Origin of the sequence: Pseudoalteromonas sp. NZS71_1, from assembly GCF_015864305.1 — a bacterium.
Lineage (GTDB): Bacteria > Pseudomonadota > Gammaproteobacteria > Enterobacterales > Alteromonadaceae > Pseudoalteromonas > Pseudoalteromonas arctica.
This window is the reverse complement of sequence record NZ_JADYXM010000019.1, coordinates 37,646-55,442: the sequence shown is the minus strand read 5'-3', so window position 1 is coordinate 55,442 and position 17,797 is coordinate 37,646. Positions and strand designations below refer to the sequence as shown.

General features: G+C 36.4%; 15 protein-coding genes. 6 read left to right on the top strand and 9 right to left on the bottom strand.

From position 1 onward, the window contains the following. Window positions 1-133 precede the first annotated feature (133 nt). The 6 genes from I6F43_RS18735 (at window position 134) to I6F43_RS18710 (ending at window position 6,991) form a co-directional block, all read left to right on the top strand. Window positions 134-1,462 carry a hypothetical protein gene (locus I6F43_RS18735; RefSeq protein WP_007377151.1) on the top strand — a complete coding sequence of 443 codons (1,329 nt, stop codon included), beginning with the start codon at window positions 134-136 and terminating at the stop codon, window positions 1,460-1,462. Between the two features lie 152 nt (window positions 1,463-1,614). Further along, complete coding sequence (locus I6F43_RS18730) at window positions 1,615-2,919, top strand: ABC transporter substrate-binding protein (RefSeq protein WP_197103549.1); 1,305 nt, start codon at window positions 1,615-1,617, stop codon at window positions 2,917-2,919. 146 nt (window positions 2,920-3,065) lie between these two features. Further along, window positions 3,066-3,938 (top strand): carbohydrate ABC transporter permease, encoded by an 873-nt coding sequence (locus tag I6F43_RS18725; RefSeq protein ID WP_007377153.1) that lies wholly within the window; start codon window positions 3,066-3,068, stop codon window positions 3,936-3,938. 2 nt (window positions 3,939-3,940) lie between these two features. Then, entirely contained in the window at window positions 3,941-4,771 is an 831-nt protein-coding gene (locus tag I6F43_RS18720) for a carbohydrate ABC transporter permease (RefSeq protein ID WP_024589367.1), read from the top strand. A 10-nt stretch (window positions 4,772-4,781) separates the two neighbouring features. Then, on the top strand, window positions 4,782-5,783 hold the full coding sequence (locus tag I6F43_RS18715; RefSeq protein ID WP_197103547.1) for an ABC transporter ATP-binding protein: 1,002 nt from the start codon (window positions 4,782-4,784) through the stop codon (window positions 5,781-5,783). Window positions 5,784-6,031: 248 nt separating this feature from the next. Then, window positions 6,032-6,991 (top strand): sugar-binding transcriptional regulator, encoded by a 960-nt coding sequence (locus I6F43_RS18710; RefSeq protein WP_002960874.1) that lies wholly within the window; start codon window positions 6,032-6,034, stop codon window positions 6,989-6,991. 420 nt (window positions 6,992-7,411) lie between these two features. On the opposite strand, the gene I6F43_RS18705 is transcribed toward I6F43_RS18710, so the two are convergent. The 9 genes from I6F43_RS18705 to I6F43_RS18665 all read right to left on the bottom strand — a co-directional run bounded on the left by I6F43_RS18705 (window position 7,412) and on the right by I6F43_RS18665 (window position 17,442). After that, window positions 7,412-8,236 (bottom strand): alpha/beta fold hydrolase, encoded by an 825-nt coding sequence (locus tag I6F43_RS18705; protein ID WP_197103545.1) that lies wholly within the window; start codon window positions 8,234-8,236, stop codon window positions 7,412-7,414. Between the two features lie 460 nt (window positions 8,237-8,696). After that, window positions 8,697-9,122: a response regulator gene (locus I6F43_RS18700; RefSeq protein ID WP_024589369.1), complete on the bottom strand. Its 426-nt coding sequence runs from the start codon at window positions 9,120-9,122 to the stop codon at window positions 8,697-8,699. Window positions 9,123-9,159: 37 nt separating this feature from the next. After that, entirely contained in the window at window positions 9,160-12,030 is a 2,871-nt protein-coding gene (locus I6F43_RS18695) for an ATP-binding response regulator (protein WP_197103543.1), read from the bottom strand. Beyond that, window positions 12,027-13,193, bottom strand: a complete 1,167-nt coding sequence (locus I6F43_RS18690) for a hypothetical protein (RefSeq protein WP_165721889.1) — start codon at window positions 13,191-13,193, stop codon at window positions 12,027-12,029. The genes I6F43_RS18695 and I6F43_RS18690 overlap by 4 nt, the downstream gene beginning before the upstream one ends. Window positions 13,194-13,202: 9 nt before the next feature. Next, on the bottom strand, window positions 13,203-14,018 hold the full coding sequence (locus I6F43_RS18685; protein WP_007586675.1) for a type II secretion system F family protein: 816 nt from the start codon (window positions 14,016-14,018) through the stop codon (window positions 13,203-13,205). Further along, entirely contained in the window at window positions 14,015-14,890 is an 876-nt protein-coding gene (locus I6F43_RS18680; RefSeq protein WP_197103541.1) for a type II secretion system F family protein, read from the bottom strand. The genes I6F43_RS18685 and I6F43_RS18680 overlap by 4 nt, the downstream gene beginning before the upstream one ends. After that, complete coding sequence (locus I6F43_RS18675; protein WP_197103539.1) at window positions 14,883-16,181, bottom strand: CpaF family protein; 1,299 nt, start codon at window positions 16,179-16,181, stop codon at window positions 14,883-14,885. Before I6F43_RS18675 ends, I6F43_RS18680 begins: the two co-directional genes overlap by 8 nt. A 6-nt stretch (window positions 16,182-16,187) precedes the next feature. Continuing rightward, a complete protein-coding gene (locus I6F43_RS18670; protein WP_007586678.1) occupies window positions 16,188-16,955 on the bottom strand; it encodes a hypothetical protein in 768 nt (255 codons plus the stop codon). 97 nt (window positions 16,956-17,052) lie between these two features. Continuing rightward, complete coding sequence (locus tag I6F43_RS18665) at window positions 17,053-17,442, bottom strand: hypothetical protein (RefSeq protein WP_010552792.1); 390 nt, start codon at window positions 17,440-17,442, stop codon at window positions 17,053-17,055. Window positions 17,443-17,797 lie beyond the last annotated feature (355 nt).

The window sequence follows — 17,797 nt, the reverse complement described above, 5'->3', positions numbered from 1 at the left end:
CAATTTCATTAACTATTTAATGTTTTGCTCAGCCAGCCTCATCTACACACACTGAATTAATACCAATTTCATTAAATGAATATGCAATTTAATAAAGTTGGCATCACACACCACACTAAATAAAGAGCTTATTATGTTGAATAATAAAAAGACTAAATTTGCAATTTCTCTCATAGCGGCAGCTATGGCTACATCGGCTCCAGCACAGGCTGATATTTCTGAATATTTAGATCGCGTTGACGTAGACTTTTTACTAATGCAAAACTTTCAGTCAATTCAAGCTAAAGATGGCGCATTTCGTCCAGAAGATGAAGAACAAGAGTCAGGATTTGGCCGTATTAGAGCTAATCTAATGCTTAAATTTCATATTAACGAGTTCATCACTGCCGATATAGATATTGCAGAAGAGCCTAATGACTTTGGTGGCGAAGATCGTGACTTTTCATTTCACAACGATTTTGCAGGTGTTGAATTTGACTTACTAGGTCTTTATGGCACACCAAAAGAAAACGCAAATTTAACACTGCGTTTAGGTAACATTGGTGGCTCACCATTTCAATTTAAAGGTTTTCAAGACGGCGCAGATAACCAAAGTAATGCACTTATTGGTAATGGTATTACCGATTACGCAACCGCAGAAAACGGTGCACAGCTAAGTTACAGCGAAACTTTCGATAGTGGTGTAGTACGTGCTTATAATGTTACAGGTCACATTACGACTTCTAGTTTTGGTGAAGCGTTTCAAGAAGACAGAGGTTATAACTACCGACTTCAAGGTACTCTAGAATTTGAAGGTGGCTTTAAAGCAGGCTTAAACTTATTAAAAGCGAATCAAGGCGACCAGTTGCGTTTTGAAAATGGCGTAGCCAGTCTTGATGGTGTAACCACAACAAACTATCGCTTTGGCGATGGTGAAAACTATAATTTCTCGGCGTCACCTTCAAACGAGCGTGACACTCACGTTGGCGCAATGCCAGGGCTTGAGCAATCAATCATCCAGCTTAACTTAGCTTATCAACCATCTGATGAAACTAGTCTAATCTTTATGGTTGGTAAATCATCTGATGATTACACATTTGCAGATGCCGCTGGTAATGCAGTTGCCGGTATTACCTACTTTGGTACAAACGGCATAGCTGATGAAAATGGCACTACTTTTGATTCAAACAGTGTAATAGAAGGTGACTCATCGGTTGAGTACTTCGTGTTTGAAGCACAACAATATCTAATCCCTAAAAAGCTATATGTAGCGGCTCGTTATGCAGAAGCCGAAAACACTTCCGACTTAATTGAACAAACAGACAACACAGTAGAGCGTATTCAAGTAGCCGCAGGTTACTGGTTTAACGATAAAACGCTTTTAAAAGTTGAGTATGTTAACCAAGAAGAAGGTGTTAATTCGGGCGGCCAAATCGGTAAAGGATTTGACGGCTTCACTTCTGAAATATCTGTTAAATTTTAAGTCATTATCCAACTAGTCTAACTATTTAAACAAAGGACCTAAAAAGGCACTTTGCGGGCAGTTTTATGCGTTAAAACTGCCATAAATAGAATTGGCAATAGATTAAAATTTAATAGCACTTGTTAAAACATAACGTGTATGGGGAATACCCGATGAAAAATAAATTAATTATGCTCGCGTGTGGCTTTATAAGCATGGGCGCTGCGGCAAAAGAAACAATTACAATAGCGACTGTTAACAATGGTGACATGATCACCATGAAAGAATTAAGCAGTAACTTTACCAGCCAAAACCCGGATATAGACCTAAAATGGGTTACTCTAGAGGAAAACATTCTTCGCCAACGTGTCACTACCGATGTAGCAACAAAAGGTGGCCAATACGATGTTATGACCATAGGTACTTATGAAGTACCAATTTGGGGCAAACAAAATTGGTTAAAAGAGTTAAATAATTTAGGTGAAAACTACGATTTAGATGATTTAATCCCAGCAATTCGAAGCGGTTTAACGATTAACGACAAACTTTATGCTGCACCATTTTATGGTGAAAGTTCAATGGTTATGTACCGGACAGACTTAATTGAAAAAGCAGGGCTAACTATGCCTAAAGCCCCAACATGGGACTTTATACGCAAAGCTGCTAAAGCGATGACAGATAAAAAAGAAGGTGTTTATGGCCTTTGTCTACGTGGTAAAGCAGGTTGGGGCGAAAACGTTGCGCTTATTACATCAATGGCTAATTCGTTTGGTGCGCGTTGGTTTGATGAAAACTGGAAGCCACAGTTTAATACCCCAGAGTGGGAAAATACCCTTCAGTATTATGTAGATGTAATGAAAGAATCTGGTCCTGCGGGTTCATCTGCAAACGGTTTTAATGAAAACCTTGCACTATTCCAAACCGGAAAATGTGGTATTTGGATTGATGCAACCGTTGCAGGCGCATTTGTTACTAACAAAAAAGACTCAGAAGTTGCCGATAAAGTCGGGTTTGCCCTTGCGCCAGATAACGGTCTAGGTAAACGCGGTAACTGGTTATGGTCTTGGACTTTAGCCGTGCCGGCAAGCAGCAAAAAACCAGATGCCGCAATGAAATTTATTAGCTGGGCAACATCTAAAGAATACACTCAACTTGTAGCCGACAAAAAAGGTTGGGCAAAAGTACCGCCAGGTACACGTAAATCACTTTACAGTAATCAAAAGTACATGGACGCAGCACCGTTTGCGCAAATTACCTTAGATTCTATTCAATCTGCAGATCCTAAAAATCCAACCGTTAAACCGGTGCCTTATGTAGGTATTCAGTTTGTTGCTATTCCTGAGTTTCAAGGAATTGGTACAGCTGTTGGGCAACAATTTTCAGCAGCATTAACTGGCCAAATGACCGTTAAGCAAGCGCTTAGTACGTCTCAGCACCTCGTTGAGCGAACAATGCGTAAAGCTCGCTATCCTAAATAGCATGTAATGGGCGGGTAAGTACTCAAACTTACCCAATATTTTATGTCAATTCTATTTACTTGTTAGTTATAAACACTATCAAGGGTTTCTGATTTTCACTTGATAGTTAACAAGTAAATAGAATTGGCTTTTTTAAGGTCACCTTTATGGCAACAACTAACTCGCGCACGCTTGCTCGGTTTATGCTTCTTCCTAGTGTAATTTTATTACTTGCTTGGATGATAGTTCCGCTGTGTATGACACTGTATTTTTCATTTATTGATTACAACTTACTCGTTCCAGGGGATAAAGAGTTTGTAGGATTTTTAAACTATGAGTTTTTTCTAACTGATCCGGCTTTTTTTGAATCATTTTTTAACACGCTTTACCTAGTAACTGGGGTTTTACTGATCACTATTTGTGGTGGTATTGGCTTAGCTATTTTACTAGACCAAGCAATATGGGGACGAAACTACGTTCGCATTATGGTACTAGCCCCATTTTTTGTAATGCCAACTGTGTCGGCATTGGTATGGAAAAACATGCTAATGAACCCAGTTAATGGCTTATTTGCACACTTTGCAATTTGGCTTGGCTTTGAACCTATCGACTTTTTTGCTCAAATGCCGTTATTTTCAATCATCATAATTGTGTCTTGGCAGTGGTTACCATTTGCAGCATTAATACTGCTAACAGCAATACAGTCATTAGACCGCGAACAACTAGAAGCGGCTGATTTAGACGGAGCTGGGCCATTTAGTAAGTTCTTTTACATCGTTTTGCCGCATTTATCGCGCGCTATAACCGCTGTTATTTTAATCGAAACTATATTTTTACTGTCAATCTTTGCCGAAATATTAGTTACAACCAGCGGTGGTCCTGGTTATTCGTCGACCAATATAACGTACTTAATTTACACGCAATCACTACTTCAATTTGATGTAGGCGGTGGCTCGGCAGGGGGCATAGTTGCAGTTATTATTGCAAATATAGTCGCTATATTTTTAATGCGCTTAATTGGCAAAAACTTGGAGGGTTAATTATGACTATAAAAGATAGCCGTCGTTCCAAACTAATTTATACCATTGCTGCATGGACAATAAGCGGCATGATTTTCTTTCCAATTTTATGGACGTTAATCACCAGCTTTAAAACGGAAGCTGAAGCAATTTCAGCAAGTCCAAGCTTATATGCATTCGATTGGACACTCGAAAACTACCGCGATGTACTGTCACGTTCGCCATACTTTACCCATTTTTGGAACTCTGTAGTTATATCACTAGGTTCAAGTTTACTGGGTTTATTAATTGCTGTACCTGCAGCTTGGTCTATGGCGTTTGTACAAACTAAAAAAACAAAGCATTTATTAATGTGGATGCTTTCAACCAAAATGTTACCGCCAGTAGGCGTACTTATTCCGATTTATTTATTGTTTCGTGACTTTGCGTTACTCGATACAAAATTAGGTTTAGTGATTGTAATGACACTCATTAACTTACCAATAATGGTATGGATGCTTTACACCTACTTTAGAGAAATACCAAACGAAATACTTGAAGCTTCACGTATGGATGGCGCAACAATTGGTGAAGAAATATTTCATGTTTTATTGCCAATAGCCTTACCAGGTATAGCCTCAACGTTATTGCTAAATGTTATTTTATCGTGGAACGAAGCGTTTTGGACACTTATTTTAACCGCTGCAAATGCTGCACCTTTAACGGCATTTATTGCCAGTTACTCAAGCCCTGAGGGGTTATTTTACGCTAAGTTATCGGCAGCATCTGCCATGGCCATTGTGCCAATTTTAATACTTGGTTGGTTTAGTCAAAAACAATTAGTGCGTGGATTAAGTTTCGGCGCAGTAAAATAGGAGAATACACATGGGCAGCATCACACTAAAACAAGTCACTAAAAACTTTGATGAAGTAAACGTAATTAAACCGCTCGACTTAGAAATTAAAGACGGTGAGTTCATCGTTTTTGTCGGTCCATCTGGCTGTGGTAAATCTACATTACTTCGTATGATCGCAGGTCTTGAAGATACCACCAGTGGTAATATAGAAATTGATGGCATTGACGCTACAAAAACACCGCCTGCAAAAAGAGGCTTAGCAATGGTGTTTCAATCCTATGCGTTGTATCCGCATATGACCGTGCATAACAATATTGCTTTTCCTTTAAAAAGAGCCAAGGTAAGCCCTGCAGAAATCGAAAGTAAAATTGCTAACGCCGCTAAAATTCTAAATTTAACTGATTATTTAGACCGAAAGCCTGGGCAATTATCGGGCGGTCAGCGCCAGCGTGTAGCGATAGGGCGCGCAATTGTTCGTCAGCCTTCGGCATTTTTATTTGACGAACCACTTTCAAATCTTGATGCGTCACTACGTGTAAATATGCGTTTAGAAATATCTGAATTACATAAAAGTTTAGCTACAACAATGATTTATGTTACACACGATCAGGTTGAAGCCATGACAATGGCAGATAGAATCGCGGTATTTAATGCCGGTATTATTGAACAAGTAGGCACACCTTTAGAGCTTTATAAAAACCCTGTAAACAAATTTGTAGCTGGTTTTATTGGTTCGCCAAAAATGAATTTTATAGATGCTCCACAAAATGAAGATGCGAATGTTAGCTGTATTGGTATACGACCAGAGCATATAACACTCTCTACTGAGCAAGGTACTTGGACTGGAACTGTAGGTGTAATTGAGCATTTAGGATCGGAGAGCTTTTTACATATAAATATTGAAGGCAAAGGGACCGTAACAGTAAAAGCGGATGGTGATTGCCCATTAAAATATGGCGACAGTATTTACCTAAGCGCACCGGCAGATAAAGTATTAAAGTTTGACAATAACGGTTTAACTATTCGCTAAAGCCAATTTTTAATTACCTTAAATAGCACCTTTATAAGGGTGCTATTAACTAAATTCTAATTACATAATCCTATGAAACCTAGGTATTTTTTATTAAGGAATGGTATATTTACAATTATAAATAACAAAAACGTTATTGATAAATAGATATTCCAAAATTAATAAAATAATTTATATAGCAGCACATATAATTAAAATTATGTAATGAAAATAAGGATTTAGTTTTCCTTATATTTTAAGAGGTTTACGTGGTAAAGCTATCAAATACAGAAATTAGAAAGCTAGATGATGCAGCCAGAGCAGGGTGGTTATATTATGTTGGCGGTAACACACAAGATGAAATTGCTAAAAAGCTAAATATATCTCGTCAATCTGCACAAAGAATGGTCGCATTATCTGTGAGCCAAGGTCTAATTAAAGTTAGACTTGACCACCCGATTGCTAAATGTATGGACTTGGCCGAAAAATTAAAAAGCCGTTTTGGGTTAGATTCGTGTGAAGTTGTACCGAGCGATCCATCTGAACCATCGTCCACGCTTGGTTTGGCTCAAGCTGGCGCGGCTGAAATAGAACGTCATTTAAAATCAGAACAACCCAAAGTACTTGCTATGGGAACCGGTCGAGTTTTACGTTCATGTGTAGATGAGCTAAGAACTGTTGATTGTCCGCAACATAAAATTGTAGCAATGCTAGGTAATATGGCTTTGGATGGATCGGCTTCACCTTATGATGTTGTAGTAAGAATGGCCGAACACACCAATGCAAAACATTACCCAATGCCATTGCCAGTTTTACCAAGAAGTATTGAAGAAAAAGAACAGTTACATGCACAACAAAATATTACCGGTAATTTAAAACTCGCTAAAGATGCCGATGTAACATTTGTGGGTATTGGTAGCTTAGGTGAAAAGTCGCCATTACATATAGATGGTTTTATTGATGCGCAAGAACTTAAAGAGTTACAAGATCTTGGTGCCGTTGGTGAAATGATTAGTTGGGTGTTTGATAAAAACGGTAAGCTTTTAGATTGCACAGTTAATCAGCGTGTAGCAAGTACGCCATTAAAAACAAATGCTAACAAACAGATTTATGCGATAGCTGCTGGTGAAGAAAAAGTGTTAGCCATTTTGGGCGCAGTAAGGTCAAACATGATCAGCGGATTAATTACTAACGAATATACAGCTGAGCGTTTATTAAGTATTGATTAAACAAATTGATAAATAAAGTATCTGTATTAGTAATACCTGTTATTGTAATAAAATCACTTAATGTCCGATACCGTCTAGTATTGGACATAGCAAGGGCGCATTTAAGCGCTCTTTCTATATATGTATTAACTACCTATAATTTATATTATGTTAAATAGCATAAATAAATACATAACTAAGCTACTCACCTTCATTAATTAACGTAGAAACGCGTTATTTTGACTATTTTATAAGCATCAACCTACTTATTTTAAAAATTAATGTTTTCCCTATTTTCGTTATTTGTTACTGAAGCATATAAAAATACCGCTTAGTTATTAATATAATTAAGCGGTATTACAATGATTACCTAGTCGCTACTTCACCTAGTAAAGCTTAACGCATTGAAATAAATAGCTTTTTAGCCTTCCTGCTAATTCACTAGAATGTTTTATCATTCATGAAATCACTAATCAGCTCAGCAACTTTTTCAGGTTGCTCATCAACAACCCAGTGAGCGGCTTTATCTAACCAGATCAGTGATGAATTTGGAATCGCTTCTTCTAACATTGGTGCATACTTTGGCTTTTGAAACTGATCTTCTTTACCCCATATTATGAGTGTTTCATGAGGTAAGCTTTTAAGGTCGCCGGTAATTGCTTCGGTATATTCCTTATTAAGCCTGCGCATATTATTAAATAAAGCAGCTTTTCCTTTCTCGTTACTCCAGGGTGTTAAATACATTTTCATTAATTTTTCAGTCATTACGCTCGAGTCGTAAACACCTTTGGGCATGAAATCTCTTAATGTATCCACAAATTCAGCTACAGTTGTTTTTTCTTCTACACCTGGTTCTAGCAAAGGTTCAAATTCTGGTATTGGCCAAGAATCAAAACATACACTATCAATTAAAACCAACCCGTTTACTTTATCCGGATGATTTACAGCCATTAATTGAGCAACACCACCACCAATATCATGTGCAGCAATATTAACTTTAGAAATACCGAGTTCTTCCATAAACTTACACATTATTCTACATTGCGCATTTATAGATACATCGGTGTTAATTGGCATATCAGATTCACCAAAGTTTAGTAAATCAGGCGCTATTACTCGATATTTTGATGCAAGTTTTGGCATCACATTTCGCCATAAAAATTTATTGGTTGGTATTCCGTGTATCAATAATAAAGGTGTTCCTTGTCCCATTTCTTGATAAGCAATTTGATGACCTTCTACTGTAACGTACTGTGTCTTGTTCATAATTTTGCCTCTTTAACTTTAAAAATTATAATATTTCGTGAACTATAAAATTGGAATATAACCTTATAAAGCAAATTCCGTCCCAAGATGAGTATTTATTAGTTATTAAAAAATCTTAATGTTTTAAAAGTTAAACCCTTGCGATACGTGGGCTCTAGGCTAAATAAATTTACTGACTTTATAATATTACAGCGTTTAACAATTGTGTTTATCAAACCGCTTTAAGAAGTGTGAAACGATGACTCGTATACATGCAACAATTACAAAAGCGAAGTTTGTAATACTTTGAAGGAATAATTTGAAGTAATTATTCTTATTAAAGGACTTTTACAAATTTAAATAAATTAAAGGTTCATATACACAAAAGCACTAATAAATATTAGTGCTTTCAAAAGTTATAATTTAATTTTTTAGTAAGCTATAAATAAAAAATAGTTAACCGCCCTACTGTTTCTATTTATCATTCCAAGAAAGATCTAATATTTTCTATTAATACACTTTGCTTAACTGGCTTCAATAACAGACCGTTAAACCCAAGCTTCACATACTTGTTATCACTATTTTCGTTTTCACTAAATGTATGAGCGATAATTTTTGTTGCTGATGCGTCAGCATGCTTTCTTATTTTTAGCATTGCGTCGGTACCTGTAAATTGCGGCATTACTATATCCATTAAAATAATATCGTAAATATTTTGAGAAACCATAAGTAGTGCCTCTATAGCACTTGATGCAAAATCTATTAAAATATTTTCTTCGTTAAGCATTTTCCTAATTACTATTTCTATTAGCAAGTCATCATCTACTAAAAGCAGTCGTTTAGTTTTATTTATTGGCGTTACTTTAAACTCGATAACTTCAGTCATATTTTCAATAGTGTTTTTCATTTTTTACCTCATTACTGTTCCAGTAATATACGCTAACTTATAACGACTTATCTTTTAAAATGCGTGTTATTTGGTTTATTAATACACCTTGTTTTACTGGTTTTAATAGCATGTCATCAAAGCCCTGGTTAACGTATTTTGAATCTGTATCGGGTGTCGATGTATGCGCAATTATTTTAGTTTTCAAATTGTCACTGTGTTTTTTAATTTTTAACATAGCGTCAGTTCCCGACAATTCTGGCATTACTATGTCCATTAAAATAATGTCGTAACTGTTTTGCGATACCATCAACATTGCTTCTATTGCACTGCGCGCGTAATCTATTTTAATATTCTCATTTTTTAGCATTGCTCTAATTACAATCTCAACAAGAGGATCGTCATCAACCAGTAATAGCGTGTTTTGGTGTTTGTTAGTTACTAAATCAGTATTTGTTAACGAGCTACTTGGTGCTTCTTGCTCGTTGTCTTTACCCTTACCTTGTTTGGTTGCTATGTTTACCAACATAGAAAGTGATATCGTTGATTTATTCGCGTTACTACTTACAGTTATCGCTTTACCACCTAACATTTTAAATATTGAAATAAAAAACTTTAACTCTAATGACACGTCTTTATCATCTATAAAGCGCGTTATATCATCACCCGATATACTTTTAAGCTCAGTTATAAAGTTACTACTGTCGATCAAATTACTTAATGAAAAATCGAGGTGTAAGTAATTACGTTTACTTTCATTTTTAATCTGAGCGTTAATTGAAAGCGTTGTATTATTTGATGAATCCAAAACCTCAGTCACTAACTGAATAACCAATTGAGAAATTAACTTTTCATCGCTTGCGACCGTTAATTCAGGCGTAATATTATTTTTAAGAACGATTCTTTTATTTTCAGCCTCTTTAGCTAAAATCGATATATTATTATTGATCATTTGATTTAGGTTTACGTTTTTGGCCTGAAGCTTTAACTTACCTATCTCTGATTTATTTATATTTACGAGCTGTTGAATCACACTTTCAAGCTGGTCGCACACATCAGAAATATTCCCCACATTGTTTTTAAATTCGTTAAAGCTTATTGGATCTTTAGATATTTCAATTAATGACTTTAAAGATGATAAAGGCGTTTTCAACTGACGGCTAAGCCTTGTAACAAATTTTTCTTTTAATTGATTTGTCTGTTTTGATTTTTCGAGAACATCAGCGAGTAAACATTCTTTTTGATGTGCCTCTGTATCATCTCTAAAGTAGCAAACGAAACCATTAAAATCTGTATGTCTTTGTAATACAGTTATCCACTTCCCGTCTGTAAAACCTATATCTATTAATTGGTTACGATCATCATCAAGCTTATGATGTTCATGGTAATGATTTATAATATTATGCTGCTGCGCAATACTTATCAGCTGGCTATACGATAGCTGACTGTTTTGTTTATTCACCTGTGCAAATAAAAGATTAAAAGCATTGTTGGTAATCACAGGAAATTCGTGGCTATTAAAAATAGCAAACCCATGCGGCAGTGCATCCAGAGAACTTGAAAAAAGCTCCTCTCTATTGAGTATTAACTGATTTTTTTGTTTTATTTCACTGTGTAAACGCCTTGGCAAACGTAAAAAATAATACACAAACGCGAATACACAAAAAGAGATTAACCCTAATCTGATTAAACTGTATTTAGTTATTTGTGGTCGTACTATTTTATTCATTGGTTGCACATGCAAGCGCCAAGTAGGTGGAAAACGACTGCTTAAAGCGCTAATACTATTTTTAATTATACTCGGGTTTACTTCTCCTTGTTTTCCTAAAGTAAACTGTGGTGTTGCTATAAAAACGTTATAATTTTCAGTGTTTAATTTGCCAATAACGGCTTTTAAAAACTTACTTAAATCAAATGCTGTAAGTGTATAAATAGAGCCTTGTTTTATTTTTATTTCAGAAATTAAGAAAGCCGTATCAGCAACCGTAAATACTTCTACTGCTTGTTTGTTCGCTCTTTTATTGAATTTTTTTAACCAGTTTGTAAACCCATACGCGGCTAAATCAAAATTATTTTTTGACCAAAGTGCAAGCTGGTTATACTCAGAATCAAACACAACATACCCTTTATAAGTTAAGCTTTGTGAAACCTGACTCTGCACTAAATTATTAAGTTGTTCTTTTGTATGGTTATTTTGGCTTTGTAAAAAACCTGCGATAACTAAATCTTTTTGCGATATATATAATCCTTGATTATCAAATCGCTCTAAAGCATTAAATAACGTTTTACGTAATTGCTGAGTTTGTTCATTGTAATTACTTTGCAGCTCCTTTTTTTCTATAGTATAAAGAAGTAATGCAGTGAATGAGCATAATACTAATGCAATTAAGAATGCGACGGGCGCTAAACTAAATACATGAATATACTTTTCCCCATAATTCTTTTTCTCAGGATTAGTACTTTGATTACTTACTGAATCTGAATTTTTATTTAACTGTGTCTGCAATAATTGAGCAAATGAAATAAACTGATCTTTTTGTGAACCTATTAATGTTTTAGGTGCTAAATCGGCCATCAGCACTACGCCTATCAATTTATTAGTGACACTATAAATTGGATATTGTGCATAAAAACGAATTAATTTGTGAGTGTTGTTTGATACATCATCAAAAAAAGTATCTTCAAATAAATATAGTTTTTCTTGTGTGCAGCGTTTTTGATAGCTTAATAACTCATTTTCGACGCTTTCTTTATCGCTGCAGGTTATTAACTGCTCTGAATAAACTTCTCTAAAATCGATAAATTTAACAATTGCAACGTCATAAAACTGTTTTAGTAGCGTTAGCGTTTCTTTAATTTCTGTTGATATTTCATCAGTTGGTGTATCTGCTAAATTAGCATGTGAGGTAAATATATTTGAGGCGTTCATTGACGTTCTCCTTCCCCTTTTGGGGGAGTATGTATCCACGTTGTACTGTTTTGGCCGCTATGTACGGGCAGTAAAACTTTAAATGGTGGTGTTAAGCTACTAAGTGCAGGTTCGCCTGTAGTGATATTAATTACTTGTTCTGCATTAACTAAATTAAGTGATGTTTTGCAATATGTAATGCCTGGCTCAATCCCTATTAAGCTCAGTGTTTCACTAATAATAAGGTTATTTACTAAATCAATACCGGCGAGCTCAAATGTAGTTTGTAAAATAGTGAAGACGAGTGTCTCTACAATGTTTTCATCTTCTTCTAAGCGTGTCCCTTCTGGGCAGCATATAGTGCCTAGCTCTATATCAACACTTGTTCCAATACCAACTAATGACAGCGCATTAAGGGCTGTATTTAAAAGCGGTTCTACCTGAGGCAAATATAAATCAAGTATGTCACCTTGCGATTCGTACCCCGTTTGGCATGTATCACACGATTGCGATAAACCTTGATCGCTTGTACCTAAAAGTGGATTACCTAAAGCTGTTACCCCAACTAAACAACTGCTGTCGGCCGGCTGCTTATCTATTTCAAAGCTTTCACAAGGTGAGCCTGTTACTACTTTTTGCGATACATAACGAGATAGAATTTGTTCACTATTAGCTGGGCATTGTTGTGGCGTGCTTCTTAATAACTGACCAATAACGGTATTACCTAACTGCCCTATTGCATAATTTGGACCTTGCTGCAGCGCATTTATATAACTTACATTACCGGTATTATTTAGTTTACTCACACCTTGGCTGTCTGTTGCTTCATCGCTTAAGCCCTTTAAACACGGATTACCTTGGCAATTTGGAGCATCGTAATAAACAGCTTCTCGTGAGGTAAACCTATCATCTCGTATGCCAATTAGCGCTCTGTATGTGCTGTTTGCCCCCCGGTCTGTATAAAAAATTAGTGGGGCTTGGTGCTCATCAAAACTTACTGCAATACCGAGTGGTCTATTATTAGCATCAACGACAGTAATTTGATTATCTACCTTAGTTTGATGGCGCTTAATAAGGGCATCCCTGACTAAAATAACCCCACCAATTGAGCCAATAATTAAAATTGTTATAATTAATATAAGCTCAATAGTAAGTATGTACCCTTGTTGATAATGCTTTTTCATATCAGGCTCCTATAATACTTCTACAAGCATTTTAAGTACGTTCATTACTTGTAATGCTGCGGGAAAAAACACCAATACCAAAAACATCGGAAAACAAATTAAGATAATGGGAAAGGTCGTATGCATCGCTTTTTTGTTTACCTTTTTAGCGAGTAAAATGTTCTTTTTTAGAGCTAGGCCTTCAAGTTGAGCCTCTACTGCTTGGATAAGTGGCGTACCAAGTTTTGACCCTATTAACATTAAGTTAGCGAGCTTTTTAATTCCTAATACGCCGGTTCTTTCAAAAAGTGAATTAAATGCAAATTCACGATCTTTACCTGCGCTTAGTTCGAATAAAAATAACTTTAGCTCTTTGTATAATGGGTGTTTTTGACTTAATCCATGATCAACCGCCAGTGCAAATGAGCGCTCTAGTGAAAATCCAGCGCGCATGTAAACCAGTAACACCCGTAAAAAAAACTCTAAGCTATTATTAATAGTGGTTTTGCGTTGATTTTTACGTAATAAAAACCAGCATTCGGGTGCAAAAAAACACATAAAACACAGTAACAATTTAATCGATTGGCTCAGCTCATAACCTGTTAGCTCTATAACCGTAAATGCACTAAAAGTAGCAGCCACTTTGAAGCAGTACAGGCTTATTAATATTTTATTAATTTGAATCCCTGCTTGTCTTAGTTGACGTTTAGAGATGATGATTAGCGGATACCAATTAATGTTTTTAGTATCGGGTTTATCTAATTCAACTTTAAGAGATTGCCTATGAATATGGATAAATGACCCCATACTTACTAAAAGTCCGATAAGTAAAAGTATATCAATCATAATGTTACCCTTAAGCTAAGGCGTAGCCATAAAAAACCAAATAGCTGACAAAGAAGCGCAACCGTTATAAATGCAATACCATTAGGGTCGTTTAATAATGGTTCAAACCAGGTTGGATCGGTATAGCTAAATAAAGGAATTAGTGCGTAAGGTAAAAAACCACTAAATACAGCAGCGTATTTAGTGCCCGAAAGCTTAGCTTTTAGCTGTTGGCGGTCGAGGGTCCGAAGCGACATCATGTTGCATACGCTTTTTAGCATGTCGGTTAAATCACACTGGCTTTGTGTATGTGTAATGATGCTATGAGCAAACAATCTTACGGTTTCGCAGTTGTATCTTTCAATTAAAGGGGCAAACGACGTTTCGGCATCACTACCCATGCTCATGCGTTGTATTAGTAAGGTGCTTTGTTTTTTTATATATGGGTCTGCATGTTCATCAGCAAACTGCATTGATTGCTGTAGCGATAGCCCAGTGCTTAAACACGATTGTACGGTTTCAATAAATTCTAAAAAATGATGCTCAAATTTTGCTAATTTATAATGAGCCAAGTCAATCACAGTTATAAAACAGGTTACAAAAACCACGATTGAAATAATAAACGCGCTGGTTGATGCCTCTGGATAATATAATTTAGCTAAAAACCATGAGCTACTAGAGAGCGAGCACGCCATGCTTATAAACCAGGCGTTACTTATGTTTAAGCCTAGCACTCGTAGTGACAGAGTAAGTACGTCTTTTTCTTCTAAAATATCTACTTTTTTAGTGCCTTGGCTGCTTTTATTTTTAGCATACAAAGAAACCAACACACTAGTTGCAAGTACAAAGGTTATAACCGCCGCTACAGCTAATAAATAATCAAGTTTAGTCATTGTTAGCCTCCGGGTTATTGTGCAGTAATGCTTTTAATTCTTGTGCATTTGCGCCTTGGCCTTTCATAAACTCAATAACACTTGAGTTATCTATTAACTCACTTTGTACTGGCTCTGCTTCATTAATACTATAAAGCGGGCTAAAATGTGCGCCGCCATTAACACGTTTAATTTCACCAACACTTTTTAGAGTTCGGGTACCATTAGTTGAGCGAGAAACATGCACAATAAGTTGAATACTCGACGCGATTAGCGAACTTGTATGGGTATCGCTCAGTTGTGCATTGTGTAACTGCACTAAGGTAGATAAACGAATAACGGCATCATTTGCACTGTTAGCATGTATGGTCGTCATCGAACCTTGGTGACCACAGTTCATTGCTTGGAGCATATCAATTACTTCGCCAGAGCGTACCTCTCCAACAAGTATTCTATCTGCGCGCATTCTAAGGGCTGCTTTTACTAAATCTCTTAGGCTTACTGCACCTTTACCATCGCTGTTTGTGTCGTGGGCTTCTAATTGCACAACGTGGTTGTGATGTAAATTAAGCTCAGCACTTTCTTCAATGGTTACAACTCGTTCATTTGGGTTAATTGAGTTAGCAAGTACGTTTAATAATGATGTTTTACCTGCCCCGGCATTGCCACACACTAAAATATTAACGCCTGTTTTAACTGCGCTTTTTAAAAATGATAAGATGTTTTTATCTAAAAAATGATTATTAACTAAAAAGTCATCGTTTATTTTTTTATGATTAAACTTACGAATCGATACAATAGCTGCGCTGGTACACGCAGGCGGTACAATAATATGAACTCGGCTACCATCTTTTAGTTTGCCATCAACAATTGGCATAAGCGCATTGACTTGTCGGCCACAACCATCAAGTAAGCGATCAACAAATCGGCGTAAATGGCGTTCGTCATCAAACTTACTGGCAGTGCAAAGTAGTTTGCCTTGTTTATCAATCCAAATATCTTGCGTGTCGTTTATTAAAATATCACTTACTTGATCGTCCAGCATAAATTGTGCAATAGGGCCAAGGCCCTGAATTTCATCAAATACAGCCTGAACAACCTGCTCTTGTTGGTGTTGATTAAATGAAGATTGATTAAATTGTGGAATTTCACTGCACAATGCAGAGATTTTTTCGAGAACATTACTTGATAAAAGCGCGGCTGGCTCTTGTTCGTACTCTTCGATAACGGCATCGTGCAATAGCTTTTTAAGCTCTTCAAAGGTACTTAAACTGGTTTGAACTTCTTCATGTTTGCTTGATAAATTAAACATAAAAACTCACTTAGCTACATATACAGCTTCGTTTTTAACGCCTTTAACCACTTCGATTGTGCGACTGGTTTGTAAGCGTGAAAAGTTTTGCAAACGACCTTGTTCAATGTCATAAGCGCTATGCACAATAATTGAAACTTTGTCGGCGTTATCTATACCCGCCAACGAATAAACATCTTTTGGAAGTACCGCAAGGACTAATGAAACACCGCCCGCAGCAGAATTAGACTCTTTAGCTAAATTATCCATTACGCCACTTTTAGCGGCTTGCGATTTAGGACCTTTTGAAACACCAATAAGCTGTACATCACGGGCAACTGTTCTTACTAAGCGATTAGTTTTAGCGACTATGTCGAGTCGGTCACCTTTGTGTATGCGCGAAAGCGGAATATCTAAGGTGTTTAGTTTTAAAGTATATAAAACACGCCCTGCCGGTATGGCTTCTGATAAATTTTGGCTTTTCGCTCTAATAAAATCGGTGTCGAACAAGGGTTGTTCAACCATTTTGTTAGTTGCTAATTTTTGACCAATTAATGCACGTGGGTTTTGAACGCTCAGTGCAATATTTGAATAGTTACTTGGATCTATACTTTTTTGCTCTACATCGTGAACGGTTACTGTTTGACCGGCTGACATATTTTTGTTTACTACCCAGGCTGTTACGCTATTTTCATCGTTTACCTGTCTAATTCCCAAAGCCGAAGCTAACATGCCAGAGGTGATGAGTAATGTGAGAGCAGCAGTGGTTGCGCCTTTGTTACTTTTACTTTTCATAATATTCCTCCAGAGTAACTTTCACTGCCACACTTTTGTGGCAGTGAGCCTTAAGCTTGGTATTCAAACCTGGTTGCCTTATATTGGGTACCTTGCGTTAGTTACCTTGTGAACCGCCTGCTGCTGTACGTGTTGCAGCATCGCCGCTTGGTGTTGCATTAACAAGTGCGGCACTTTCACTAAAGTCTGATGCAACAAAAGTGAATGAACTGCCATCGCCTGCGTACACATCAACTGAATCTACAAACCCAGAGCCAGACACTTCAGCAGTGCCTTCGGCGTTAATCATGCCGTCAAATACATAGCTTTGGTCAAGTGAGCCAATTGCTTCAGCTACATCTTCAAGTTCGCTGGTTACCGAGTCACGTAATGTAGATAAACCAATTACAAGTGCTGCTACCATTGAAGTAGAAAGAATGATTAGCTCTGACGTTAGTACAAAACCTTTTTGCTTTTTGCTATTTAAGTTATGTTTAATAGTTTTCATAATCGTAGCCTTTAAATTAGAAGAGCTTATGCTCACTTTACATATTGCGAGGACCATGCCAGCTATAAATAACTATTAAATACAGTTGGTTATGTTTTTAATGGTTACTGTTTATTAGATATTTTCATTTTTGATTTGCAAAATGCAAATCAATATTAAAAATATTTTAGATAAATAATGCTAGGTTTACGTTATTGAAAGTATTATTAAAACTGATGGATAGTGTAAGGGTTAAATATTAAAAGCAGTCTTGTGAGGTTACGTATAAAACGTAGGATGAGCGTAAGCTTTACTCCTATTTTTGATAAATAATAAAGTGGTTTTGGCTCCTAAATAATGCCAAATTTTAGGTATA

Bases quoted from the DNA above. Each gene is read 5' to 3' on its own strand.
- I6F43_RS18735 (WP_007377151.1), top strand. From the start codon at position 134: ATGTTGAATAATAAAAAGACTAAATTTGCAATTTCTCTCATAGCGGCA.
- I6F43_RS18730 (WP_197103549.1), top strand. From the start codon at position 1,615: ATGAAAAATAAATTAATTATGCTCGCGTGTGGCTTTATAAGCATGGGC.
- I6F43_RS18725 (WP_007377153.1), top strand. From the start codon at position 3,066: ATGGCAACAACTAACTCGCGCACGCTTGCTCGGTTTATGCTTCTTCCT.
- I6F43_RS18720 (WP_024589367.1), top strand. From the start codon at position 3,941: ATGACTATAAAAGATAGCCGTCGTTCCAAACTAATTTATACCATTGCT.
- I6F43_RS18715 (WP_197103547.1), top strand. From the start codon at position 4,782: ATGGGCAGCATCACACTAAAACAAGTCACTAAAAACTTTGATGAAGTA.
- I6F43_RS18705 (WP_197103545.1), bottom strand. From the start codon at position 8,236: ATGAACAAGACACAGTACGTTACAGTAGAAGGTCATCAAATTGCTTAT.
- I6F43_RS18700 (WP_024589369.1), bottom strand. From the start codon at position 9,122: ATGAAAAACACTATTGAAAATATGACTGAAGTTATCGAGTTTAAAGTA.
- I6F43_RS18695 (WP_197103543.1), bottom strand. From the start codon at position 12,030: ATGAACGCCTCAAATATATTTACCTCACATGCTAATTTAGCAGATACA.
- I6F43_RS18690 (WP_165721889.1), bottom strand. From the start codon at position 13,193: ATGAAAAAGCATTATCAACAAGGGTACATACTTACTATTGAGCTTATA.
- I6F43_RS18685 (WP_007586675.1), bottom strand. From the start codon at position 14,018: ATGATTGATATACTTTTACTTATCGGACTTTTAGTAAGTATGGGGTCA.
- I6F43_RS18680 (WP_197103541.1), bottom strand. From the start codon at position 14,890: ATGACTAAACTTGATTATTTATTAGCTGTAGCGGCGGTTATAACCTTT.
- I6F43_RS18675 (WP_197103539.1), bottom strand. From the start codon at position 16,181: ATGTTTAATTTATCAAGCAAACATGAAGAAGTTCAAACCAGTTTAAGT.
- I6F43_RS18670 (WP_007586678.1), bottom strand. From the start codon at position 16,955: ATGAAAAGTAAAAGTAACAAAGGCGCAACCACTGCTGCTCTCACATTA.
- I6F43_RS18665 (WP_010552792.1), bottom strand. From the start codon at position 17,442: ATGAAAACTATTAAACATAACTTAAATAGCAAAAAGCAAAAAGGTTTT.